The sequence below is a fragment of the Hyphomicrobium denitrificans 1NES1 genome (assembly GCF_000230975.2).
In the GTDB taxonomy this organism is placed as follows: Bacteria; Pseudomonadota; Alphaproteobacteria; order Rhizobiales; family Hyphomicrobiaceae; genus Hyphomicrobium_B; species Hyphomicrobium_B denitrificans_A.
In genome coordinates this window covers 1,871,581-1,895,155 of sequence record NC_021172.1, presented here as the reverse complement: position 1 = coordinate 1,895,155, position 23,575 = coordinate 1,871,581, and the positions used below count along the sequence as shown (strand labels likewise).

Here is a 23,575-nt window from a genome sequence, read left to right as displayed (position 1 = left end):
TGGATATTTGATGGACACCAAATGGCCAACAGACACCGTGGCGAGATCGAGGCGCAACTCGACGGAACAACCTTCAAGCTCGTGTTGACGCTCGGCGCGCTTGCCGAGCTCGAAGATGCCTTCGGCGATTCCGACATGCTGGCGCTGGCTGCACGCTTTGAAAAAGGCAGGCTCTCGGCGCGCGATTGCATGCGCGTCATTGCGGCCGGGCTACGCGGAGCCGGGCACGCTGTCAGCGACGCCGATATCACGTCGATGCAGAGCAATGGCGGTGCTGCAGGTTATGTCGACATCGTCGCGCGGCTATTGACGGCGACGTTCGGCGGAGGGCCCGTCGCCGATCAAGACAGAGGCGAGGAGGCGAACGCCGAAGCGCGCGACCCTTTCGCTGGAACCTCGTAATGGAAATGGGGCTTGGCGTGCTTGGGCTTGCCCCCGCCGTCTTCTGGTCGCTGACACCGCGCGAACTGCAGGCCATTCTGCGCGGCAAATTCGGAACGGCAGGCGAAGGATCGGCGCCGACGCGAGCCGAACTCGACGCGCTGATGCGGCAATACCCCGATTGCGAGACATAGGACGATGCCTTTGACCGACGAGCAGCAGCTTGAGACGTGGAATGTCAAGATCACCGCCGATACGAGCGATCTCGAAGCGAGCCTCGCGACGACGAGCCGCCTCGGGCAGCAGTTTTCAAACCGGCTTGTGTCCGCCTTCGACGATCTTGCGATCAAAGGCAAGAGCGTCGGCGATGTCTTCAAGTCGCTCGCCCTCAACATTTCCAAGCTCGCGTTGAAGGCGACGCTGCAGCCGCTGACGAGCGGCCTGGCTTCGGTGTTTCAGGGGTTGATCAGCGGCGCGATGCCGTTCGCAAAAGGCGGCGTCATTCAGAATGGCGCGCCCGTACCGTTCGCCAGCGGCGGCGTCATCGCGAGTCCGATCTCGTTTCCGCTCGCGGGCGGCGCCTCGGGTCTTGCAGGAGAAAAAGGCCCGGAAGCGATAATGCCGCTGACGCGTGGTTCCGATGGACGGCTTGGCGTCGCGGCGGCAGGTGGCTGCGGCCAGCACATCACGATCAACATCTCGACACCCGACGCTGCGAGCTTCAAACGCTCGCAGACGCAGATTGCCGCGATGATTGCCCGCGCCGCCGCCGCGGGCCAGCGTAACCTTTAAAGCGAAGTCATCTCATGTCATTTCACGACGTCAGATTTCCGACGGCGATCTCGCGCAACGCTCAAGGCGGCCCCGAGCGGCGCACCGATGTCGTCGCGCTCGGCTCGGGATACGAAGAACGCAACAGCCGTTGGGCCGACAGCCGCCGCAGCTACAACGCCGGCTACGGCGTCAAGTCGCTCGACGACCTGCACCGGATCATTGCGTTCTTCGAAGAGCGGCGCGGCCGGCTGCACGCTTTCCGCTGGCGCGATCCGATGGATTGGAAATCGTGTGCACCGAATGTGTTGCCGACACCGCTCGATCAGGTCATTGGAAGCGGTGACGGCATGACGGCCACATTCCAGCTCCATAAAATTTACGGCAGTGCATTCGCGCCTTGGGCACGCGACATCAAGAAGCCGGTGGCAGATACGGTGCGGGTTGCCGTGGCCGGCGTTGAGTGCAATGTCGAAGCGGATTTCGCCGTCGATACATCGACGGGTGTCGTGACGTTTCTCGCGGGCCACATTCCTGCTGTCGGTCAAAGCGTGACGGCCGGATTTGAATTCGACGTTCCGGTGCGCTTCGATACCGACAGGCTCGAAATCAACCTGTCGGGCTTCACGTCGGGCGCCATTCCGAACATTCCGATCGTCGAGGTGCGCCTATGAAAGCGCTCTCACCGGACCTTGGCGCGCATCTCGCGTCGGGTGCGACGACTCTTTGCTGGTGCTGGCGCGTCGCGCGCCGGGACAGCGTCGTGATGGGATTTACGGACCACGACAAGACGTTGGCCTTCGACGGGACGACATACGAGGCAGCCAGCGGCTTTACCGCGAGCGACATCAAAAATAGCCTCGGCCTCGCCGTCGACAATCTTGAAGTGACGGGCGCGCTCTCCTCCGCGAGTTTGACTGACGGCGATCTCGCGGCCGGACGCTACGATGATGCACGCATCGAAATCTATCGCGTCAACTGGAGCGACACGGGCCAGCGCGTGCTGATGCGTTCGGGCAGCATCGGCGAAGTCCGCCGCAGCGGAACGGGCTTTACCGCAGAGCTTCGCGGCCTTGCGCATTATCTCCAGCAACCGAAGGGCCGGCTTCTGCAATTGACCTGTGACGCCGACCTCGGTGACGCGCGTTGCAAGGTGGATCTCTCGTCGCCAACGTTTCGCGGAACTGGAACGATCATTATGGCCTCCTCGGCCCGGCGCTTTACGGTCTCGGGTCTCGGCGGCTTTGAGAATGGCTTTTTTTCGCGCGGGCTCTTTGAATTTACTTCGGGTGCATCCGAAGGGCTGAAGATCGAAATCAAATCGCACATGAAGCTTGCGGCCACCGACGTGATCGAGCTTTGGGTCGATGCCGAAGGGCCGCTCGCCGTGGGCGATACCTTCGTCGTGACCGCCGGGTGCGACAAGCGCATCGAGACGTGCAAGGCGCGCTTTTCTAACGTGATCAATTTTCGCGGCTTTCCGTCGATGCCGGGCAACAAATTCCTGACGCAGGTGGGGCACCGGAGCTGATCCATGCAAACACGGCCGACACGCACAATGATCGTCGAAGCGGCGCGCGCATGGATTGGCACGCCGTATCACCACCAGGCGAGCCGCCGTGGCATTGGCACCGATTGTCTCGGCCTCGTGCGGGGCGTCTGGCGCGACGTCTACGGATCGGATGCCGAGATGCCTCCCGCTTACAGCCGCGATTGGGCGGAAGCAGGGGGACAGGAAACCATGCTCGACGCTGCGGAGCGACATCTGAAAAGAATTTCCGTGTCGGATATCAAACCGGGCGACGCCGTCATATTCCGGTTGCGTCCGGGTGTTGTTGCGAAGCACGCGGCAATCGTCGCGAGCCCTTCGACAATGATCCACGCGATGGAAGGTGCGCCGGTTTGTGAAGTGTCTTTCTCGAACTGGTGGCGCCGCCGCGTCGCAGGCGCATTCCGATTTCCGCCTGTTCCCCTCTCCCCTGCGGGGAGGGGCTAGGAGTGGGGTAAGTATCCGGGAGTGATCTTGCGGAATAGGCAGCGTGCCCGGTTGGTGAATGAATTCGGCGAAAGGATGCTCTCGGCATCGCGTCCGGCTCTTCACTCCACCCCCGACCCCTCCCCGTCGAGGGGAGGGGAGGGGAGAAGAATGCGAGTCTCGGCCTTCGGGCCGCTGACAATCAGCGATAAAATTTGGAAAGACTTACGCATGGCGACGCTTGCACTAGCGGCAGTCGGAGCTGCGGTCGGCAGCAGCATGCTCCCCGCAGGTGTCGGCTTTCTCGGCGTGGCGCTGTCCGGTGCCACGATCGGATCGCAAGTCGGCGCGCTGGCGGGCGCCTATGTCGATGCGGCGCTGTTCGGCGCCTCAGGCCAAGGCCGCGCCGTCGAGGGCCCGCGGCTCAGCGATCTTCGCGTTACCGCCTCGACCGAGGGTTCGCCGCTGCCGCGCATCTATGGCCGGGCGCGCGTCGGAGGCCAGATCATCTGGGCGACCGACCTCGAAGAAGAGATCGTCACGACGACGGAGTCCGCAGGAAGCGGCAAAGGCGGTTCGGGCGGCGGCACGACGCTGACGCAGTATCGCTATTATGCGAACTTCGCGGTGGCGCTCGGCGAGGGCGTCGTGACGCGTATCGGCCGCATCTGGGCCGACGAGCAGGAGCTTGATCTCTCGCGCACGTCATTCCGGCTCTATCCCGGCAGCGAAACGCAAGAGCCCGATAGCCTCATCGCCGCGCGCGACGGGGTGGGGAATGCACCAGCCTATCGCGGTGTCGCGTATATCGTCTTTGAACGCCTGCCGCTTGCTCAGTTCGGCAATCGCGTGCCGCAGCTCTCGTTTGAAGTCTTCCGCGGTGTTTCGAGCGTAGAGCAGGATATCCGCGGCGTCGTGATGATCCCGGGATCGGGCGAATTCGTCTACGCGACGGAGCCGGTTCATCAGACGTTTGATGATGGCGTCTCGCAATCCGAAAACGTCCATCAGCTGATTGGCCCGACCGATTGGCAGGTGGCCGTCGACCAGCTCGAGGCATCGCTTCCGAATGCCAAGTCGGTGTCGTTGATCGTCAGCTGGTTCGGGACGGACTTGCGCGCCGGAAATTGCAGAATCGAGCCGGGCGTCGAAACGCGTCACAAAACGACGGCACCACTCGATTGGTCCGTCGCCGGACGCGATAGAACCAGCGCACATCTCATCAGCACGCGCGACGGCAATGCGGCCTACGGCGGTACACCGTCCGATCAGACCGTGATCGCCGCTATCGGCGATCTCAAATCGCGCGGGCTCAACGTGACGCTGACGCCGTTCATCCTGATGGATGTCGCGGAAGGCAACGGTCTGCCCAATCCCTATGGCGGCAGCAGCCAGCCCGTCTATCCCTGGCGCGGCCGCATCACCTGCCATCCTGCGCCCGGCAAGACAGGCACGCCGGACAAGACCACGACGGCTGCGAGCCAGATCGCGTCTTTCGTTGGAACGGCGTTGCGGACGGACTTCTCGTTGTCGGGAAGTACCGTGCAATATTCCGGGCCCGACGAGTGGTCCTACCGGCGCATGGTCTTGCACCATGCGCATCTCGCGAAAGCTGCGGGCGGCGTCGATACCTTCGTCATCGGCACGGAATTGCGCGGCCTGACGCAAGTCCGCTCCAGTGCCGACACTTATCCGTTCGTCAGCGCCTTGATCGCGCTGGCTGCGGACGTCAAAGCCATCCTCGGCGCATCGACCAAGGTTCTCTATGCTGCCGATTGGTCGGAATACTTCGGTCATCAGCCGGCTGACGGATCGGGCGACGTTTATTTTCATCTCGATCCGCTCTGGGCATCGGAAAATATCGATGCGATCGGCGTCGACATCTACTGGCCGCTCGCCGACTGGCGCGATGGACGCGATCACCTTGATGCCATCGCGGGCGCGATGTCGATCTATGATGCGGCGTACTTGCGGTCGAACGTCCAGGGCGGCGAGGGCTACGATTGGTTTTATGCGTCCGGCGCCGATCGCGACGCACAGGTTCGCACCCCGATCACCGACGGAGGAGGCAAGCCGTGGGTGTTTCGCTACAAGGACATTCTCTCCTGGTGGAGCAACGAGCACTTCAATCGGCCCGGCGGCATCGAAAGTGCAACCGCGACCGCATGGGTACCGCAGTCGAAGCCGTTCTGGTTCATGGAGGTCGGCTGCCCCGCCGTCGACAAAGGCGCCAACCAGCCGAATGTCTTTGTCGATCCGAAAAGTTCTGAATCGATGCTGCCCTACTACTCGCGCGGCATTCGAGACGATTTCATGCAGGCGCGTTTCCTGCAGGTCCTGCGCGATGCATTTGATTGGACGAAGAGTGGTTACGTCGTGGGCCTCAATCCGGTTTCGGAGATCACCGGTGCACGCATGGTCGATCTCGGCCGCATGCATGTCTATTGCTGGGATGCGCGACCCTATCCGGCATTTCCATATGCGACGACATATTGGGGAGACGGCGGCAACTGGGCGCTTGGCCACTGGCTCAACGGTCGACTCGGCAGCGCTTCGCTCGGCGAGCTTGTCGGCCAGATTCTGACCGATCATGACTTCGCGGAGTTCGATGCGTCGGGACTGACCGGAACCGTGCCCGGCTACGTGCTCGACGATACGATGTCGGCGCGCGACGCCTTGCAGCCGTTGAGCCTTGCGTATTTCTTCGACAGCATCGAAAGCGGCGGCAAAATCGTCTTTCGCCATCGCGGGCGCGCCGAGCCGCAGATGACGTTGACGGCCTACGGCCTTGTCGAAGAACATGCCGACGATCCGCTTTATGAGGTGACACGCGCGCAGGAAACCGACCTGCCTGCGTCCGCCAAGGTGCGATACATCTCGAGCGCGGACGTTTATCCGCAGGCCGTTGCCGAAGCGCGAAGGTTGACGGGCGCGAGCGGTCGCATTGCCGAAGCCGATCTGCCGATCGTTCTCGACGATGGGCTCGCAGGCTCGCTCGTCGAAAGCTGGCTTTATGAGACGTGGGCGGCGCGTGAACGGGCGTCCTTCAAGTTGCCGCCCTCGGCACTGGCGCTCGAACCGGGAGACGTTGTTTCCGTTGATATCGCGGGACGCAACCGATTGCTGCGCCTGACGGACGTCACGGAGCGTGGCGTGCGCGAGATCGCGGCGCTCAGCGTCGATCCCGATGTCTATGACCGGATTGATGTGCCGGCGCGGACGGTGCCGCAACCGGCGCTGGTGCAAGTGGGGACGCCCGCCGTCACGCTCATGGATTTGCCCTCGTGGACGATGTCCGCTGATGCGCAGTCCGGTTACGTGGCTGCAATGCAGAAGCCATGGCCCGGTAGCGTCGCACTTTATATGTCGCCGCAGACGACCGGGTATCAGTTGAAGGCGCTCGCGGGCGCGCCGGCGACGCTCGGCGTAACGCTCGATCCGCTTGCTTCGGGCCCCGAAGGGTTGATCGATAATGGCGCGCGTCTCCGCATACGACTGACATACGGCACGCTGGCGTCTGCCGATCTTGTGACGATGCTCGGCGGCGCCAATCTGGCGGCCGTTCGCAACGGTAACGGAGATTGGGAGATCGTTCAGTTCCTGAATGCGACGCTTGTCGACGCGCAAACCTACGAATTGAGCGGGCTATTGCGTGGTCAGTTCGGCACCGAAGGCGCGATGAGTGATACCCTCGCGGCAGGTGCGCCATTCGTTCTGCTCGACGGCGCCGTGACGCGCGTGCCGCTTCAGGAAAGCGAACTCAAGCTGCCGCTCAACTGGCGTTACGGTCCCAGCAATCGGAATATTGGCGACGACTCTTACGCGACGACGCCCTTCGCATATCAAGGTCTTGGACGAAGGCCGTTGTCGCCGGCGCACGTCAAGGGCGTACGCGCATCGGGCGATCTCAACATTTCCTGGATCAGGCGAACGCGGATTGGCGGCGACAACTGGGAACTGCCGGATGTGCCGCTCGGTGAAGATAGCGAAACATACGAAGTCGATATCCTCGACGGTGGAGCGGTAAGGCGCACGATCTCTGCATCGGCACCGAGCATCGTCTATGCGAGCGCCGATCAGATCGCCGACTTCGGCAGTGTTCAATCAGCCGTTTCGGTGAAGGTCTTTCAGACCAACACGCTTTTCGGGCGCGGCGTCCCCCGTGCCGCCGTCATCTGAGATCCGCGCCATGCCTCGGACGGCACGCCAAGCCTTTCACCCCACCCCCGACGACTGTCCCCGTCGAGGGGAGGGGAGAAGTAGACCAGCATGACGCTCCCTTCCCCACCCTCGCGGGCCGCGTCGAGGGGAGGGGCACACGAACACTCCTTGTAGGGTTTGCTCTGGTTGCAGAATCGCTCTGCTCTTATTCCCCTCCCCCTTGCGGGGAGGGGTTAGGGGTGGGGGTGGCGACCTCTCCATTCCTCTCCCCTTGCGGGGAGGGGTTAGGGGGTAGGGCAAGTTTAAAGCTTTCGGTCCGCGTCGCTCACTCAGAGTTCGCGCCATCCTCCACAAGAGAGCGGATCAAAATTTCAGAGGCAGAAATGGACCAACCGCCGTGGCTCGCAGCCGCGTGGGCCGAATTCGGCGTGCGCGAAATTTCGGGCAAAGACGATGCGCCCGAGATCCTGCGTTATTTCCGCGAAGCCGGCGACACGAGCGTTGAAACCGAAGCGACGCCGTGGTGTGCGGCGTTTCTCGGAGCCATGCTGCGCCGCGCCGGATACGTCGGGACGGGTTCGCTGCTGGCGAGATCGTATCTTGACTGGGGCGATCCGCTCGATGCGGCCCGGCTCGGCGCTGTCGTCGTGCTGTCGCGCGGCGACGACCCGAACGCCGGACACGTCGGCTTTCTGCTCAGCGACACGAACGGCAAGCTCTATTTGCTCGGCGGCAATCAGGGTGACGCGGTAACGGTTGCCGGGTTCGACAAAGCGCGGTTACTCGGGCTTCGCTGGCCCAAGGAAAACATCGAGCCGGAGAACACGGGCGACGACACGATCTTCCTGAAGGCGCTCGCGCATGTGCTCGACATGGAAGGCGGCTATTCGAACGATCCCTACGATCCGGGCGGACCGACCAATCGCGGAATCACGCTCGATGCCTACGCGGCGTTTAAAAGCGAGGCCGTCGACGATGTATCGCGCGCGCGTCTGATTGCCGAGTTGAAGCGCATCCCCGACGCGACGGTCACGGCGATCTACCGGCAATGCTACTTCGATCCTGCTTCGTGTCCGGTTTTCACGGCGCCCCTAGCCCTGATGCATTTCGATGCTGCCGTGAACCACGGCGTCGGTGCGGCGATCCGAATGCTGCAAGGCGTCGTCGACGTCACGGCTGACGGCGAGATCGGTCCTGACACCCTCGCTGCGATCGGCGCGAAAAGTCTTTCGGATCTGCTCGACGACTACGCCGAGATGCGGCGCACGCGCTATCGCGCGCTTCCGCATTTCTGGCGTTTCGGACGCGGCTGGCTGAAGCGGGTCGATGCCACGTTGGCGCTGGCACGAACGTGGGCAGCCGCCGATGCCACGAACCGAGGGCTGCTCGAGCCCAGGCAAATTGCAAAAGGAGAAAGCAAGATGGGTAATGCGACCGACACGCAAAGCACAGACAATGACGACAGCAAATGGTGGGTACGTTCGAAGACGGTGTGGGGGACGCTGATCACGGCAGCCGCGACCGTCATTCCGGCCATCGGTCCGGCTTTGGGCATCGCCCTCCCGGCGGATATCATCCAGACGTTCGGCGACCAGGCAATAACGGCCGTTCAAGCGCTCGCCGGATTGTTCGGGACGGTGTTGGCGATCTATGGCCGCCTCAAGGCCGACACCCCCCTCGCTCTGCACAAGAGTTAATTCCGTCGGCTTTGGCAGATTTTAACTGTGCGCTCTGGCGATGTTCATGGACCGTTCAACGAGATATCTGTATGGGCGGCTAACGTCTGGAAGAGTGCGTATGGCCGGATTTATTGGAGCGGTAGCGGTGACAGCTGCGGCAGCCTTGGTGCTGCCCGGCTCGGCGTGCGCTGAAGACTGCCTGACGGACTGGGGTATGGCGGGCCAGATCGTCCGTAGCGAAAATCTCATAACGGTCGAGGAAGTCTCGAAATCCCTGGCGGCCGACGGTATCGGCGAGCTTGTGAAGACCACGCTTTGCCGGTCTCGGGACGGATATTTCTATCGCATCGTCGTTCGCAGCCCGACGGGACAGCTCAGAACCACCGTTATTACCGCTACAGTCCGGTGATGGGTTCCGGTTGGTGGGGTGGAGATTTTATTCCAACACTCCTACAACTTGCGGATTCGGCACAAAGGGAGTGGATCAGCGTGCGCGCGCTCGTCGTCGAGGATGATAAGGACCTGAACCGCCAGCTCGCGGCGGCGCTCGGGGATGCGGGTTTCGCCGTCGACACGGCAGCCGATGGGGAAGAGGGCTATTTCCTCGGCGACACCGAACCCTACGATGTCGTGATCCTGGATATCGGCCTGCCGAAGATGGACGGCATCTCGATCCTCGAACAGTGGCGCCGCAGCGACCGCAAGATGCCGGTCATCCTTCTGACCGCTCGCGACCGCTGGAGCGACAAGGTGACCGGCATGGATGCCGGCGCCGACGACTATCTCGCCAAGCCCTTCCACATGGAAGAATTGCTGGCTCGTGTCAGGGCACAGATCCGCCGCGCTTCGGGGCACGTCAAATCCGAGATCGAATGCGGTCCGATCCGTCTCGACACCAAGTCCGCGCGCGTCACCTGCGACGGCCTGCCGGTCAAGCTGACGTCCCACGAATTCCGCCTTCTTGCCTATCTGATGCACCATAACGGTCGTGTCGTATCGCGGACGGAGCTTGTCGAGCACCTCTACGACCAGGACTTCGACCGGGATTCAAACACCATCGAGGTCTTTATCGGTCGCTTGCGAAAAAAAATCCCCGGCGATGTGATTCAGACCGTCCGTGGTCTCGGCTATCGCATGAGCCAAGGACCCGATGAGGCTTAATTCGCTCGCCTTGCGGCTCTTTGCGACCTCGGCGGCGTGGACGCTTCTGGCGCTGCCGCTCGCGGGCTACATCATCTATTCGCTCTACCGCGAGGACGTGCAGCTAAGTTTCGATGCGCAGCTGCGAAAGCTGCTGACGCAGATCACCGTCGACAGCATGGGCACAAGCGGCGACGTACCCGTCATCCCGCCGAACCTTTACGAGCCGCTATTCGAGGTAACGCAATCCGGCTGGTATTGGCAGATCCGTCCGATCGACGGCGCGCCGGGGCGGACGCTTGTCTCGCCGTCGCTCGCGACCGCCGTTCTTCCCTCTCCCTACGAGCGCAAATTTCCGACCGACAAGTCCGGTACGCGCTGGATGAACGTTCCGGGGCCGACCGGCTCCACGATCCGCATTCTGGAATTTATCGATTCTCCCGGGCACGATCCGGACAAAACGAAATATTCGATTGTCGTGGCGGGCCCACTTGATTGGTTCGAGGCAACCGTCAAGAAATTCCGCACGCGCCTGACGAGCGCGCTGGCGCTTGTCGGCATAGGACTTCTGGCAGCGACCGTTTTTCAGGTGCGGTTTGGGCTGCTGCCGCTGCGCCGTATTGAGCGCGGCTTGGCGAGCATCCGGTCGGGCGAGGTCGAGCGACTCGAAGGCCAGCTTCCCGCCGAGATCGAACCGCTGCAAACCGAGCTCAATGCCCTTATCGAGTCCAATCAGGACATCATCGAGCGCGCCCGTACGCAGGTTGGCAATCTTGCCCATGCCTTGAAGACGCCGCTTGCCGTCATCGTCAACGAGGCGCGCGACGATCGTTCGAAGTTCGGGGCGAAGGTCGCCGAGCAGGCGCAATTGATGCGCGACCAGATCAGCCACTATCTCGACCGCGCGCGCATGGCTGCGCGAGCCGGCGCCATAGGTCGTGTGACTCCGGTCGATGCGACGGTCGAGCCACTGGTCCGGGCGATCGAGCGTATCCACGGAGAAAAGGGCATCGAGATTTCGTTCTCGGTCCAGCCGGGCGTCAAATTTCAGGGCGAAAAGCAGGATCTGGAGGAAATGCTCGGCAATCTTCTCGACAATGCCTGCAAGTGGGGGAAAGGACACGCTTATCTGACGGCGGCGCTTGAGGCGCAGACGAGTTCCGCGCGGCGCAAGAAACTGAAGATCACAATCGAGGACGACGGCCCCGGCCTCTCGGCCGAACAGCGTGCCAAGATCGGCAAACGCGGCCTGCGTCTCGACGAAACAAAGCCCGGCTCGGGACTTGGGCTGTCGATCGTCAGCGATCTTGCCGTATCCTATCGCGGGCGCCTTGATCTGGACGCCTCCGAGCATGGGGGCCTCAAAGCCATCCTGGAGCTTCCGGCCGCCTGACCGGCGATACCTCTTCCGCTTTGTGCTCAATCGGCGTGTTGCGGTGCAGCATCAGTCTCTCGTGTCGTTTGTTTGCCTGAATTGTGGTGGATTTCTGCCTTGTCGAGCGCACAATATCAGTCTAGCCAACATTAGGGACACGCGCCGGGTGGGGTCATCGGCGCAAGGGAAAGAAAACCGAAAAACGAGGTTCGCCATGCGCGTCGCGCGCTTCTCGATTCCGCTTTTGGCGGTCGCCATGCTCGCCGGGTGCAGCAACGGCCAGGGCGGCATAGATAACCAGAGCACGGGTCTGGTTCTTGGCAGCGTCGCCGGAGGACTCGTCGGCAATCAGTTCGGAAAAGGTAGCGGCAATGTGGCGGCAACCGTCGCCGGTGCCGTCGTTGGCGGCATCGTCGGGAGCCAGATCGGCAAAAATCTCGATGAACGCGACCGCCGTTACGCGCAGGAGGCTGAATTCGATGCCCTTGAGCGTGGCCAATCCGGCGTGTCGCGCCAATGGCGTGATCCGGACACCGGACACTATGGCGAGGTAGTACCAAGCCGGCCGTACAAGCGTGGCGTAGCCGACTGCCGCGATTACACCCATACGATATATGTCGACGGTCGGCCTCAGCAGATGCGTGGGACGGCATGCCGTAATCAGGACGGGACGTGGCAAAGCGTTGGCTGACGCAGTGCAGAGTGCCGCAGGACAGTGTTACGGCACACATCACAGTTAAGTCATATCCGCGACAGAAGCGCTGAACCGGCCAGTGTCGGCTTGCCTGCCTGCCGCCGCGATCTTATTCCGTTTCTAAAGTCGAGGATCGCGCGGCAATGATTTTCTGGATTTTGGTGGCCGGTCTGGTGGCAGTGGTGACGCTCGCCGTTACGCGACCGCTGCTGCGTGCTGCGCCGCAAGCGGCCGAAGACCCCGACGCCATCACTGCTGCTGCCGACATCGCCGTCTACAAAGATCAGCTCAAGGAAGTTGCCGCCGACGAGGCGAGCGGCACGCTGGCCTCAGGCGAAGCCGAAAGCGCCCGTTCCGAAATCGCGCGCCGTCTTCTGCGCACGACAGCGGCAAGGAGCAGGGCGGACGAGTCTGGACATCGCGGGCGAGCGAGCTTTGCGGCGTATGCGTCTGTTCTCACGTCCATTGCTCTTCCAATCGCGAGTCTCGCGCTTTATCTCGCCTACGGAGCGCCGGGCCTGCCGGGCGATCCGCTGAGCGCGCGCATCACTCAGTCGTCCGGTTCGGAAAAGCCGAACGACCTCGTCGCCAAAGTTGAGGAACGTCTGCGCGAGCATCCCGAGGACGGCAAGGGTTGGAGCGTCATCGCGCCGGTCTATTACGCGATGGGTCGCTATGCCGACGCGGCGAACGCCTACGCCAATGCCATGCGGTTCGTCGGAGAAACGCCTGATCGGCTGCAGGGTTTCGCCAATGCGCGGATCAGGATCGAGAACGGCGTCATTCCGGGGGATGCGCGCAAGGCGCTCGAACGTCTCCTCGTGATCGCTCCCGAAAAGAAAGAGCCGCGCATCTGGCTGGCGCTCGCCAAGGAGCAGGACGGCAAGCTCTCCGAAGCGGCTGCCGACTATCGCAAGCTGATCGATGAAGCGCCGACCGATGCTCCGTGGCGCAAAATGCTCGAAGCCCGCCTCGCAAGCTTGACGCCCGATGCCGGCGGTAAACCGGCTTCGGCTGACACATCGCCAAAGAACGCTGCTGAGGCAACGGTCGCACCGCAGCCTTCGGCGTCCGACACCTCTGCCGTCATGGCGATGAAGCCCGAGCAACGGCAAGCTTTCATAACGCAAATGGTCGATGGCCTTGCGACGCGCCTCAAGGCTGACGGCAGCGATGCAGCCGGATGGCTGAAGCTCATACGCGCCTATCAGGTCCTCGGCCGACGCGACGATGCCGTGAAAGCACTGAGCGACGCTCGAACGAATCTCAAAGGCGATCAGGTTGGCTTGGCGCGCATCGACGATCTGGCACGCGAGCTCGGACTTGGAGGCTGAAGCGCGATGGATATTGACCTCGGATGACACGAAAACAAAAGCGCGGCGCTCTAATCGGAGGCGGCGTCGCAACGCTCGCAGTGGCGTTGATCCTCGTGCTCTTTGCGCTGAAGGACAGCGTCGTCTTCTTCCATACGCCGAGCGACATCGTCGAAAAGGGCGTGCCCGCCGGGCAACGCATCAGGCTGGGCGGCCTCGTCGAAAACGGTTCGGTCGTGCACGAGGGAACGACGATCAAGTTCAAGGTGACCGACACGCTGAAAGATATTCCCGTAACGTTCACGGGCGTTCTGCCCGATCTTTTCCGCGAGGGACAGGGTGTCGTCGCCGAAGGTGTCCTCGATGGCGATGGCGGTTTCAAGGCCGATAGCGTACTCGCCAAGCACGACGAGAACTACATGCCGCGAGACGTGGCGAAGGCACTTGAAGAGAAGGGCGTGAAACTTGGCTCAGGCGCACACCACCCGGCGGCGCTGAAAACCAGCGAGACGCCCTAGGGAGGCTATGCCGTGATCGTCGAGTTCGGACATTTCGCTTTGATCCTGGCGCTTCTCGTCGCCGTCGTGCAGGTCGTTCTGCCGATGGCCGGCGCGTCTCTCAAAGACGAGCGGATGATGCGCGTTGCCGAACCTGCTGCCGTCTCTCAGTTCATCCTGCTTGCAATCGCATTCGTGGCGTTGATGCACGCTTATGTGACGTCGGATTTCTCGGTTGCGAACGTCGCCGAGAATTCTCATTCGACGAAGCCGCTCATCTATAAGATGGCCGGCGTCTGGGGCAACCACGAAGGCTCGATGCTGTTGTGGGTGCTGATCCTGGCGCTTTTCGGCGCTGCCGTCGCGATGTTCGGCAACAATCTGCCGCCCACGTTGAAAGCCCGTGTGCTTTCCGTGCAGGCGTCGATCGCGGTCGCTTTCCTGCTTTTCACGCTCCTGACGTCGAACCCTTTTCTCCGTCTCGATCCGGCGCCGTCCGATGGCCGCGGATTAAACCCGATTCTGCAAGACCCGGCGCTCGCGTTCCATCCGCCGTTTCTCTATACCGGATACGTCGGCTTCTCGATTGCGTTCTCCTTTGCCATCGCTGCGCTGATCGAGGGGCGCATCGATGCCGCGTGGGCGCGCTGGGTGAGGCCGTGGACGCTCGCCGCGTGGATGTTTCTGACGATCGGCATTTCGATGGGCTCGTGGTGGGCGTACTACGAGCTCGGATGGGGCGGCTGGTGGTTCTGGGACCCCGTTGAGAACGCCTCCTTCATGCCGTGGCTCGCAGGGACGGCGCTTCTGCACTCCGCGCTCGTGATGGAGAAGCGCGAGGCCCTCAAGGTCTGGACGATCCTGTTGGCGATTCTGACATTCTCATTGTCGCTGATGGGAACGTTCATCGTCCGCTCGGGCGTCTTGACGTCGGTGCATTCGTTCGCCGTCGATCCGGCACGCGGCATTTTCATTTTCGCAATCCTGATTTTGTTCACCGGCGGCGGCCTGGCGCTCTTCGCGCTCAGGGCCAGCGAGATGCAAACCGGCGGGCTCTTTCAGCCGATCAGCCGTGAGGGCAGCCTCGTGCTGAATAACCTGCTGCTCGTGACCGGCGCGGCGACGGTGCTCGTCGGCACGCTTTATCCGATGGCGCTTGAAGGCTTGACGGGCGAGAAAATTTCGGTTGGACCGCCGTTCTTCAACTCGACGTTCGGTCCGCTGATGGTGCCGCTGCTGCTGGCGCTTCCCATCGGTCCGATGCTCGCATGGAAGCGCGGCGATCTCGTCGGTGCCATGCAGCGCCTGGCGTTCGCGGTGCTGGCTGCGATCGTTGCGATTGTCGCCTTCTTCGCTGTGGGGCATCGCGGACCGTGGCTTGCGCCCCTCGGTATCGGCGTCGGCGTCTACGTCATGATGGGTGCGCTCAGCGAATGGGCGAACCGCGTCAAGCTCGGCCAAGCTTCACGCGCCGAGATTTTTCGCCGTGTACGAAATCTCCCTCGTTCCGCCTACGGCACGCTGCTCGCGCATTTCGGTATCGGCATGCTCGTCGTCGGCATTGTCGCAACGAGCGCCTACCGCGAGGAGCACATCCTCGTCATGAAGCCCGGTCAGACTCTTTCGGTCGCGGGCTACGACGTGACGTTCACCGGAGTCGAAAGCGGACGCGGTCCGAATTATCGCGAGGACTTCGCCGACTTTGACGTCAAGCGCGACGGCACATCGGTGACGCGCCTGACACCGTCGAAGCGACTCTACGATGCCCCGCCGCAGCCGACGACGGAGGCGGGCATTCATGCGGCTTGGCGCGGCGATCTCTATCTCGTCATCGGCGATCCCCAGCCAGGCGGCGGCTACGCCGTTCGCGCCTACTTCAACCCGCTCGTGCGGTTTATCTGGCTCGGCGCGCTGATCATGTTCATCGGCGGCGGCATCTCGCTGTCCGACCGGCGGTTGCGCATCGGCGTTCCGGCCGGCCGCGCTCGGCGGCAGCCCGTTGCCGTTCCTGCGGAGTAAGGCGATGCGCCGGCTTTTTGCAGTCGCTGTTTTCACATTGGCAGTCCTCGCTAACGCGTCGATGGTGTTCGCCGTTCAGCCCGGTGAAATGCTGTCCGATCCCGTGCTTGAAAAGCGAGCCCGCACGATCTCGTCCGAACTACGTTGTCTCGTCTGCCAGAACGAATCGATCGACGACAGCGATGCTCCGCTCGCGGCGGATTTGCGCCGCCTGGTGCGCGAACGTCTCGTTGCTCACGATACCGACGCTCAGGTCATCGACTATATCGTCGCCCGCTACGGTGAGTTCGTGCTGCTGCGGCCCAGGTTCCAACTTTCGACGCTGCTACTCTGGCTGACGCCAATTCTTGTGTTCCTGGCCGGTCTGACGCTGGCTGCCCGCGCGGCGGCAAGGCCCAGGGCCATCGAAAGTGCGGCGCTCTCCGACGACGAAAAAGCCAAGCTCTCCAAGATCCTCTCGGGCGACCAGAGCTAAGCTAATCTCTCCCGGCTTCGGCCGGGCTTGGCCGGCCGTCCAGCGCCATTTGCTCCGACGAGCCGTGTCCGTCCGGCCCTGTATGGCCCGCACGGACACGGCAACGGCATGTGAGCGCCACCCGAGATTACCAACTGTTAACGTGCCTGACATCCTGCGGTAATCCCGCCTCCGTTACCGCTGGACGCTAGGCTAAAAGGCCAATTTCAGCTTGGAGACCCAAGGGATGCGACTCCCCCATCGCGCGGCGACGATGTCGAACGCTCGTTTATCGAAAATTGCTCCGTCATTCGTGGCGCTCGCTGCCATTGCCGCGGCGGGATTTGGCTATTTCATTCCATCCCACGCGGTCCGGGCCGATACGCCCGCCGCACAGACGATCGAAACGCCGATGGGTCGGGCCCCGCTCTCCTTTGCGGACCTCATCGAGCGCGTGAAGCCTGCTGTCGTTTCGGTGTCCGTCGTCAACGACGGCGGCGCCTCGAAAATGGCCGAGAACAGCAAAGGCGATAAAGGCGATAAAGGCGATAAGGGCGATAAGAAAGGCGGCGGCAACTTCAATCTTCCCGATCTTCCTCCCGACCACCCGTTGCATGATTTCTTCAAGCGTCTGCCGAAGGAATTCGGCCAGCCGGAAGAACGCCCGAAGATCGTCCAGGGCCAGGGCTCGGGCTTCGTCATTTCGTCCGACGGCTATGTCGTGACGAACAACCACGTGATCGACGGCGCGACGAAGATCCAGGTCGCTTTCGATAACGACGAAACGAAATACGAAGCCAAGCTCATCGGCACCGATCCGCGTACCGACGTCGCGCTCCTGAAGATTGAAAGCACCAAGACATTCCCTGCAGTGACCTTCTCGAAGAAGGCGCCGCGCGTCGGTGACTGGGCGCTGGCCGTTGGCAACCCCTTCGGTCTCGGAGGCACGGTGACGGCCGGCATCGTATCCGCGCTTGCGCGCGACATCGGCTCCGGTCCCTACGATTACATGCAGATCGACGCTGCCGTGAACCGCGGCAACTCGGGTGGCCCAACATTTAACCTCGACGGCGAGGTGATCGGCGTCAATACCGCGATCTTCTCTCCGTCGGGCGGCAATGTCGGCATAGCCTTCGACATTCCGGCAAAGACCGTCGATGAGGTCGTGACGCAGCTTAAGGCGACGGGCACGGTCAAGCGCGGCTGGCTTGGCGTCAAGATTCAGAATGTCGACGAAGATACGGCTGCGAGCCTCGGCCTGAGCGAAGCCCATGGTGCGCTGGTCAGCGAAGTCACGCCGAACGGCCCTGCCGCGGCTGCCGGCATCAAGACCCAGGACGCAATTCTTCAGGTGAACGATGCCAAGGTGGCGGACAGCCGCGACCTCGCACGCAAGATCGCCGAGCTCTCCCCGGACTCGCCCGTCAATATCAAGGTCTGGCGCAACAACGCCGAGAAGGTGATCAACGTCAAGCTCGGGCTCTTCCCGAAGAATGCCGAAGCCTTGATGAACGGCGATAACGACGAGAACGACAACAACGGCAATAACAACGACGACAGCAAGTCTTCGCAGATGGAGCTGAGCCAGCTTGGCGTCACGCTAATGCCGGCGCGCTCGGGGTCGAACGAGGAGGGCGTCGCCATTGCCGAGGTCGACCCGTCATCCGACGCCGCCGAGAAGGGCCTCAAGGCCGGGGACGTGATCCTCGAGGTCTCGGGCGAAACCGTTAAAACGCCCGACGACGTCGTGGCCGGCGTCAAGAAGGCCCAGAATTTGAAGCGTACGGCCGTTCTTCTGCACATCAAGTCGTCCGACCAGAAGCGATTTGTGGCCGTACAACTGTCCTCCAAGAAGGGCTGAGGTTAACGCCATGGCAAGCTCAGGCAGCTCCGTCAACCACACGGCGGGGCTGCCTCGACCTTTGGATGGCGTCCAGCTAAACAGTTATCCGAGAGAAGGCCAGGATCAGAAAAACGCCATGCGCGTGCTCGTAGTCGAAGACGATAGGGAAACGGCGCAGTTCCTTCAGAAGTCTTTGAAAGAGAATGGGCACACGGCCGATCTCGCCGCCGACGGCGAGGCAGGCCTGGCGCTTGCGACCGACGGCGCCTACGATGTTCTGATTGTCGACCGAATGCTGCCGCGTCTCGATGGTCTTTCGGTCATCAAGTCGCTGCGCGCCCAAGGCAACCGCACCCCCGTCCTCATTCTTTCGGCGCTGGGCGAGGTCGACGATCGCGTCAAAGGCCTGCGCGCCGGCGGCGATGATTATCTGACGAAGCCCTATGCCTATTCCGAGCTCCTGGCGCGCGTCGAAGCCCTCGGGCGCCGTACCGCTCCGGAAGAGCAACAGACACGTATCGCCGTCGGCGACCTCGTGCTCGACAGGCTTTCCCATCGGGTAACTCGCGGCGGAGAGCACATCCTGCTGCAGCCGCGAGAATACCGTCTCCTCGAATATCTCATGCAGCACGCCGGACAGGTCGTGACGCGCACGATGCTGCTCGAGCATGTCTGGGACTATCATTTCGATCCGCAGACGAACGTCATCGACGTGCACGTCTCGCGTTTGCGCGCCAAGATCGACAAGAACTTCGACAAGCCGTTACTGCATACGGTTCGGGGCGCAGGATACACGATCCGTGACGGCCCTGCTTGAGCGCGTCGCAAAAGCGGCGTCGACAACGGCATTTGGACTGAGCGCGGCGGCAGTGGCATTCTTCCTTCTGGCCGCCGCCCTCGTCGTTGGATTTCTGTTTTGGCAGACCAACAATCTCCTGACCAATCAGGTTCTGGGCGTGCTGACCGCCGAAGCCCGCATCCTGTCGTCCGAAATGAAGGTCGGCGGACGCGCGAAGCTTGCCGAGACTGTTGCGGCCATGTCGCACTTGCGCGGCACCGGGCTCTATTATCTGGCGGATGCCGGGGGCGTGAAGATCGCGGGTAACCTCAACCGCATCCCGCCTGAATTGACCGAAGATACGCATGGCGGAGTCTTCAGCTATCAGCCCGCCGGAGACGACAGCGCCTCCCATCTCGCCGTCGCCATTCCCGTCGATCTCGGCTCCGATGTCCGCCTGATCGTCGGCCGCGATATCGAAGATCAGCGCGCCTTCGCAGATTCGATCCGGTTGGCATTTCTGCTGGGTTTCGGCGTGCTGTCGGTCGCGGGCCTTCTCGGCGGACTTGCCGTCAGCCGCCTCATTCTCAACCGCATGGATGCGATCACGGCGACGAGCCGTTCGATCATCGACGGCGATCTCACGCGTCGCATTCCAACGAGCGGCAGCGGTGGCGAACTCGATGCGCTGGCCGGAAACCTCAACGAAATGCTCGATCGCATCGAAGGGCTGATGAGCGGTCTGCGCGAAGTTTCAGACAACATCGCACACGATCTGAAGACGCCGCTCAACCGCTTGCGTAATTCGGCGGAGGCGGCACTGCGCGACCCGCGTGGTGCGGAAGCGTATCGGGAAGGTTTGGAAAGGACGATCGAGAAATCGGACGAGTTGATCAAGACCTTCAACGCGCTGCTTCTGATCGCACGTCTCGAAGCCGGGCCCCTGGAAGAAAGTGTCGAGACATTCGATCTCGGACGCTTTGTCGAGGACGTGACGGAACTCTACATGCCCGCCGCAGAAGAAGCGGGCTTCGCGCTGTCGATCGAAGCCGAGAAGAATGTCTTCGTTCGCGCCAATCGCCAGCTCATTGGGCAAGCTGTCGCCAATCTCATCGACAATGCGATCAAATATTCCCGTGGCGGCGAGCCCGGGAGCGCCATTACGGTTCGTGCCTATCGGGAAGAGGGCAGACCGGCATTTTCGGTCGGCGACCACGGCCCCGGGATCGCGGCGGACGACCGGGAAAGGGCGCTGAAGCGGTTCGTCCGTCTTGAGGCAAGCCGCACGCAGCCAGGAACCGGGCTCGGACTGAGCCTTGTCGCGGCGGTTGCGCGGCTGCACCATGGGGAGGTTCGGCTTGAGGACAATCAGCCCGGCCTCAAGGTTGCGGTGCTGCTGTCCGGCAAATGCATGATTGCCGCGTCGCCAGCCAGCGGTAGTGCAGATAGTGACGTGTCGGCCGGTATTGCTGCACAATGAGCCGATGGATCAGCCTCTCGAGTCAAGCCTAGCCTCCCGCATCGCCGAAACCCCGGTTGCCGCCCCTGACGGTCGGGGCGCCGAGCGCCTGACGTCGCTCGTGGCAGAGGCCGAGGCAAACACGCCGGCCCTCGCAGCAGTGTTCCGTGATCCAAAGGTCGAGGCCCTGCTGCGTGGCACTTTCGAGGGTTCGCTCTATCTGGCAACGTTAGCGACCCTCGATAGGGAGCGCCTGGACCGCGTTCTGACACGATCGCCCGAGGATCACTTCGCGACCATTACACGAAACCTCGTTCGGGCCATGAGCGAGGTGCAGGACATGGCGGCCGCGAAAAAAGTACTGCGGCAGTATAAGTCGGAAGTCGCGCTCTTGACGGCGCTTGCCGATCTTGGCGGCGTCTGGCCGGTGATGACCGTCACGCGCGTGCTGTCGGAAAGTGCCGACGCGGCCGTAGCGGCGGCGGTTGGCTTCCTTTTTCGCAAAGCGTCAGAGCAAGGCGTTTGGCAACCGCTCGATGGGACGGCGCCCGAGCAAGGATCCGGCTACTTCGTCCTCGCGATGGGCAAGCTCGGGGCATTCGAGCTCAACTATTCGAGCGACATCGACCTGATCGTATTCTTCGACCGAGAGAAATCCCGCCTTGCGGGTTCGGGCGATCTAAATTCCTTTTTCGTTCGTCTGACGCGTGATCTCGTTCTGCTCCTCGAAGAGCGGACGGCCGACGGCTACGTCTTTCGCACCGATCTGCGCCTCCGTCCCGACGCCGGGGCAACACAGGTCGCGCTTTCGACGGCCGCAGCGCACGGCTATTACGAAACGGTCGGCCAGAACTGGGAACGCGCGGCGATGATCAAGGCGCGTCCGATCGCCGGTGACATCGATGCAGGGAACGCATTTCTCGATGAGCTGTCGCCGTTCATCTGGCGCAAGTATCTCGATTTCGCGGCGATCTCCGATATCCACGCGATGAAGCGTCAGATTCACGCATACAGGGATATCGGCGGCATCACCGTTCCGGGGCAAAACTTGAAGCTCGGTCGCGGCGGCATTCGCGAAATCGAGTTCTTCGTGCAGACCCAGCAGTTGATTGCGGGCGGGCGTCAGCCGGATTTGCGCGTGCGCGCAACGCTCGATGCGCTCGCATCGCTCGAACAGCGAGGTTGGGTGAAGCCCGCCTGCCGCGCCGAGCTTGATGAAGCCTATCGCTATCTGCGCCGCCTTGAGCACAGGGTCCAGATGGTCGCGGACGAGCAGACGCACGAGCTGCCCGCGAATCCATCGACGTTGGAGGCTTTCGCACGCTTTTCAGGGTATCCGACTGCCAAAGAGCTTGCGATCGAGCTGACCGAAAAACTCGAAACGGTCGAGAAACACTACGCCGGCCTGTTCGAGGACGCGCCCGCTTTGACCGCCGAAACCTCGAACATGGTCTTCTCGGGCGCCGAGGATGATCCCCAGACCGCTGAGGAATTGAAGCGCCTCGGCTATTCGCAGCCGGCACAGGTTCTGGCTATCGTTCGCGGATGGCATCACGGCCGGACGCCATCGGTAAGGTCGCCGCGAGCCCGCGAGCGCCTGACGGAAGTCCAACCGCTCTTGATTTCGGCTTTGGCCGATACGGTCGATCCCGACGCGGCAATCGCGAGCTTCGATCGCTTTCTGTCCGAATTGCCCGGAGGCGTGCAGTTCTTCTCGCTGCTCAAGGCCCAACCGGGGTTGATCCGGCTTTTCGCTGACATCATGGGATCGGCGCCGCGTTTGGCACATATCCTGTCGAAACGCCGCCGTCTGCTCGATGCTGTGCTCGACCCGCACGTGCTCGGCAGCCGCTTGGATGAGGACGCGATCGACGACCTGCTGATCAAGTCCTTCGCCGCGGCACGCGCGACGAGTGCTGGCGGTCCGATGCAGGAAGTGCTCGATACCGCGCGGATCATCGGCAGCGAGCAGAAGTTTCTTATCGGCGTCAGGACGCTGACCGGGAGCATTTCGGCAGCGGGAGCAGGGCTCGCCTATGCGATCGTCGCGGAACGTCTGATTGCCGGGCTGCTCCGCGAAGTCTGTCGCCAGATGCAGGAAGAGCACGGCCGCGTGCCGGGTGGCTCCGCCGTGGTTATCGCGATGGGCAAGCTCGGCGGCCGCGAGATGACATCGGCATCCGACGTCGATCTCATTCTCGTCTACGATTTCGATCGCGGTGCCGAGCAGTCGGATGGGCCGCGCCCGCTTGCTCCGCAGCATTACTACACGCGCCTGACGCAGCGTCTGATCAACGCCATTTCCGCACGAACGGCCGAGGGTGCGCTCTATGAGGTCGATATGCGGCTGCGGCCTTCCGGCCAGAAGGGGCCGGTCGCAACGCAGCTTTCGAGCTTTGCGAGCTATCAGGCGACGGAAGCCTGGACCTGGGAGCACATGGCGCTGACGCGCGCCCGCGTGATTGCGGGGTCGCCGGATTTGTCCGCACGCGTCGAAGCGGAAATCCGCAAGGTTCTGACGACCCGCCGCGACCGGGCGCAGATCGCTGCCGACATCCGGGATATGCGGGAGCGGATAGAGGCTGAAAAAGCGACGAGGGATATTTGGGACCTGAAACAGGTCCGCGGCGGCCTCGTCGATCTGGAGTTTATCGCCCAGCATCTGCAACTTATCTTCGCCGCCGACCATCCTCGGATCCTCGACCAGACGACGCTCGTCACTCTGGACGCGGCCGCGTCGGAAGGGCTTATTTCGGCGGAGGATCATCGCCGGCTGTCGGCGGCGGGCCAGCTTCTGCACGATCTGACGCAAATTCTGCGCCTGACCCTTGAGGGGCCGTTTCACTCCGCTTCCGCGCCCAAAGGCCTCAAATCGCTGCTCGTCCGAGCCGGGGAGGCCGCCTCTTTCGAGGATTTGGAACATAAGCTGAAACAATCGCTTGCCGATGTTCGAGAGGCTTTCGAGCGCCTTATTGTCTGAGTTCGGTTGCGAGCGACGGATTGCGCGGTCCTATGGCGTTCATGTGGACAAATGAT

At 62.3% G+C, this 23,575-nt stretch carries 20 protein-coding genes; all 20 read left to right on the top strand.

Annotated features, from left to right (window positions below; genetic code table 11):
* Window positions 1–21: 21 nt before the first annotated feature.
* Window positions 22–402 (top strand): gene transfer agent family protein, encoded by a 381-nt coding sequence (locus tag HYPDE_RS09005; RefSeq protein WP_015598120.1) that lies wholly within the window; start codon window positions 22–24, stop codon window positions 400–402.
* Window positions 402–575, top strand: coding sequence for a phage tail assembly chaperone (locus HYPDE_RS18770; RefSeq protein WP_015598119.1), 174 nt, complete (start codon window positions 402–404; stop codon window positions 573–575). Before HYPDE_RS09005 ends, HYPDE_RS18770 begins: the two co-directional genes overlap by 1 nt.
* Window positions 576–579: 4 nt before the next feature.
* Window positions 580–1,173 carry a phage tail tape measure protein gene (locus HYPDE_RS09000; RefSeq protein WP_015598118.1) on the top strand — a complete coding sequence of 198 codons (594 nt, stop codon included), beginning with the start codon at window positions 580–582 and terminating at the stop codon, window positions 1,171–1,173.
* A gap of 14 nt (window positions 1,174–1,187) precedes the next feature.
* Window positions 1,188–1,826 (top strand): DUF2460 domain-containing protein, encoded by a 639-nt coding sequence (locus HYPDE_RS08995; protein WP_015598117.1) that lies wholly within the window; start codon window positions 1,188–1,190, stop codon window positions 1,824–1,826.
* Window positions 1,823–2,683, top strand: coding sequence for a DUF2163 domain-containing protein (locus HYPDE_RS08990; RefSeq protein ID WP_015598116.1), 861 nt, complete (start codon window positions 1,823–1,825; stop codon window positions 2,681–2,683). The genes HYPDE_RS08995 and HYPDE_RS08990 overlap by 4 nt, the downstream gene beginning before the upstream one ends.
* 3 nt (window positions 2,684–2,686) lie before the next feature.
* The gene (locus HYPDE_RS08985; protein ID WP_015598115.1) at window positions 2,687–3,148 is read left to right on the top strand and encodes an NlpC/P60 family protein; all 462 of its coding nucleotides are present in this window, start codon (window positions 2,687–2,689) and stop codon (window positions 3,146–3,148) included.
* Between the two features lie 210 nt (window positions 3,149–3,358).
* A complete protein-coding gene (locus tag HYPDE_RS08980; protein ID WP_041320242.1) occupies window positions 3,359–7,306 on the top strand; it encodes a baseplate multidomain protein megatron in 3,948 nt (1,315 codons plus the stop codon).
* A gap of 365 nt (window positions 7,307–7,671) precedes the next feature.
* Window positions 7,672–8,985: a TIGR02594 family protein gene (locus HYPDE_RS08975; RefSeq protein WP_015598113.1), complete on the top strand. Its 1,314-nt coding sequence runs from the start codon at window positions 7,672–7,674 to the stop codon at window positions 8,983–8,985.
* 100 nt (window positions 8,986–9,085) lie between these two features.
* Window positions 9,086–9,376: a hypothetical protein gene (locus HYPDE_RS08970; protein WP_015598112.1), complete on the top strand. Its 291-nt coding sequence runs from the start codon at window positions 9,086–9,088 to the stop codon at window positions 9,374–9,376.
* An 80-nt stretch (window positions 9,377–9,456) separates the two neighbouring features.
* Entirely contained in the window at window positions 9,457–10,128 is a 672-nt protein-coding gene (locus HYPDE_RS08965; RefSeq protein WP_015598111.1) for a response regulator transcription factor, read from the top strand.
* Window positions 10,118–11,500, top strand: coding sequence for a sensor histidine kinase (locus HYPDE_RS08960; protein ID WP_015598110.1), 1,383 nt, complete (start codon window positions 10,118–10,120; stop codon window positions 11,498–11,500). The genes HYPDE_RS08965 and HYPDE_RS08960 overlap by 11 nt, the downstream gene beginning before the upstream one ends.
* A complete protein-coding gene (locus HYPDE_RS19725; protein WP_348226095.1) occupies window positions 11,460–12,173 on the top strand; it encodes an RT0821/Lpp0805 family surface protein in 714 nt (237 codons plus the stop codon). The genes HYPDE_RS08960 and HYPDE_RS19725 overlap by 41 nt, the downstream gene beginning before the upstream one ends.
* A gap of 146 nt (window positions 12,174–12,319) precedes the next feature.
* Window positions 12,320–13,510 (top strand): c-type cytochrome biogenesis protein CcmI, encoded by a 1,191-nt coding sequence (gene ccmI / locus HYPDE_RS08950; RefSeq protein WP_015598108.1) that lies wholly within the window; start codon window positions 12,320–12,322, stop codon window positions 13,508–13,510.
* 23 nt (window positions 13,511–13,533) lie between these two features.
* Window positions 13,534–14,007 (top strand): cytochrome c maturation protein CcmE, encoded by a 474-nt coding sequence (gene ccmE / locus HYPDE_RS08945; RefSeq protein ID WP_015598107.1) that lies wholly within the window; start codon window positions 13,534–13,536, stop codon window positions 14,005–14,007.
* 12 nt (window positions 14,008–14,019) lie between these two features.
* On the top strand, window positions 14,020–16,005 hold the full coding sequence (locus HYPDE_RS08940) for a heme lyase CcmF/NrfE family subunit (protein ID WP_015598106.1): 1,986 nt from the start codon (window positions 14,020–14,022) through the stop codon (window positions 16,003–16,005).
* A gap of 4 nt (window positions 16,006–16,009) precedes the next feature.
* Window positions 16,010–16,480 (top strand): cytochrome c-type biogenesis protein, encoded by a 471-nt coding sequence (locus tag HYPDE_RS08935; RefSeq protein ID WP_041320237.1) that lies wholly within the window; start codon window positions 16,010–16,012, stop codon window positions 16,478–16,480.
* A 226-nt stretch (window positions 16,481–16,706) separates the two neighbouring features.
* Window positions 16,707–18,320 (top strand): Do family serine endopeptidase, encoded by a 1,614-nt coding sequence (locus HYPDE_RS08930; protein ID WP_015598104.1) that lies wholly within the window; start codon window positions 16,707–16,709, stop codon window positions 18,318–18,320.
* Between the two features lie 118 nt (window positions 18,321–18,438).
* Window positions 18,439–19,119: a response regulator transcription factor gene (locus HYPDE_RS08925; protein ID WP_015598103.1), complete on the top strand. Its 681-nt coding sequence runs from the start codon at window positions 18,439–18,441 to the stop codon at window positions 19,117–19,119.
* Window positions 19,103–20,560: a sensor histidine kinase gene (locus tag HYPDE_RS08920; protein WP_015598102.1), complete on the top strand. Its 1,458-nt coding sequence runs from the start codon at window positions 19,103–19,105 to the stop codon at window positions 20,558–20,560. The genes HYPDE_RS08925 and HYPDE_RS08920 overlap by 17 nt, the downstream gene beginning before the upstream one ends.
* A gap of 4 nt (window positions 20,561–20,564) precedes the next feature.
* A complete protein-coding gene (locus HYPDE_RS08915; protein WP_244437816.1) occupies window positions 20,565–23,519 on the top strand; it encodes a bifunctional [glutamine synthetase] adenylyltransferase/[glutamine synthetase]-adenylyl-L-tyrosine phosphorylase in 2,955 nt (984 codons plus the stop codon).
* Window positions 23,520–23,575: the final 56 nt, after the last annotated feature.

Coding starts and splice junctions, on each gene's coding strand:
- HYPDE_RS08975 (WP_015598113.1), top strand. CDS start 7,672: ATGGACCAACCGCCGTGGCTCGCAGCCGCGTGGGCCGAATTCGGCGTG.
- HYPDE_RS19725 (WP_348226095.1), top strand. CDS start 11,460: ATGGGGGCCTCAAAGCCATCCTGGAGCTTCCGGCCGCCTGACCGGCGA.
- HYPDE_RS18770 (WP_015598119.1), top strand. CDS start 402: ATGGAAATGGGGCTTGGCGTGCTTGGGCTTGCCCCCGCCGTCTTCTGG.
- HYPDE_RS08990 (WP_015598116.1), top strand. CDS start 1,823: ATGAAAGCGCTCTCACCGGACCTTGGCGCGCATCTCGCGTCGGGTGCG.
- ccmI (WP_015598108.1), top strand. CDS start 12,320: ATGATTTTCTGGATTTTGGTGGCCGGTCTGGTGGCAGTGGTGACGCTC.
- HYPDE_RS08930 (WP_015598104.1), top strand. CDS start 16,707: ATGCGACTCCCCCATCGCGCGGCGACGATGTCGAACGCTCGTTTATCG.
- HYPDE_RS08915 (WP_244437816.1), top strand. CDS start 20,565: ATGGATCAGCCTCTCGAGTCAAGCCTAGCCTCCCGCATCGCCGAAACC.
- ccmE (WP_015598107.1), top strand. CDS start 13,534: ATGACACGAAAACAAAAGCGCGGCGCTCTAATCGGAGGCGGCGTCGCA.
- HYPDE_RS08970 (WP_015598112.1), top strand. CDS start 9,086: ATGGCCGGATTTATTGGAGCGGTAGCGGTGACAGCTGCGGCAGCCTTG.
- HYPDE_RS08935 (WP_041320237.1), top strand. CDS start 16,010: ATGCGCCGGCTTTTTGCAGTCGCTGTTTTCACATTGGCAGTCCTCGCT.
- HYPDE_RS08985 (WP_015598115.1), top strand. CDS start 2,687: ATGCAAACACGGCCGACACGCACAATGATCGTCGAAGCGGCGCGCGCA.
- HYPDE_RS08980 (WP_041320242.1), top strand. CDS start 3,359: ATGGCGACGCTTGCACTAGCGGCAGTCGGAGCTGCGGTCGGCAGCAGC.
- HYPDE_RS09005 (WP_015598120.1), top strand. CDS start 22: ATGGCCAACAGACACCGTGGCGAGATCGAGGCGCAACTCGACGGAACA.
- HYPDE_RS08995 (WP_015598117.1), top strand. CDS start 1,188: ATGTCATTTCACGACGTCAGATTTCCGACGGCGATCTCGCGCAACGCT.
- HYPDE_RS09000 (WP_015598118.1), top strand. CDS start 580: ATGCCTTTGACCGACGAGCAGCAGCTTGAGACGTGGAATGTCAAGATC.
- HYPDE_RS08925 (WP_015598103.1), top strand. CDS start 18,439: ATGCGCGTGCTCGTAGTCGAAGACGATAGGGAAACGGCGCAGTTCCTT.
- HYPDE_RS08960 (WP_015598110.1), top strand. CDS start 10,118: ATGAGGCTTAATTCGCTCGCCTTGCGGCTCTTTGCGACCTCGGCGGCG.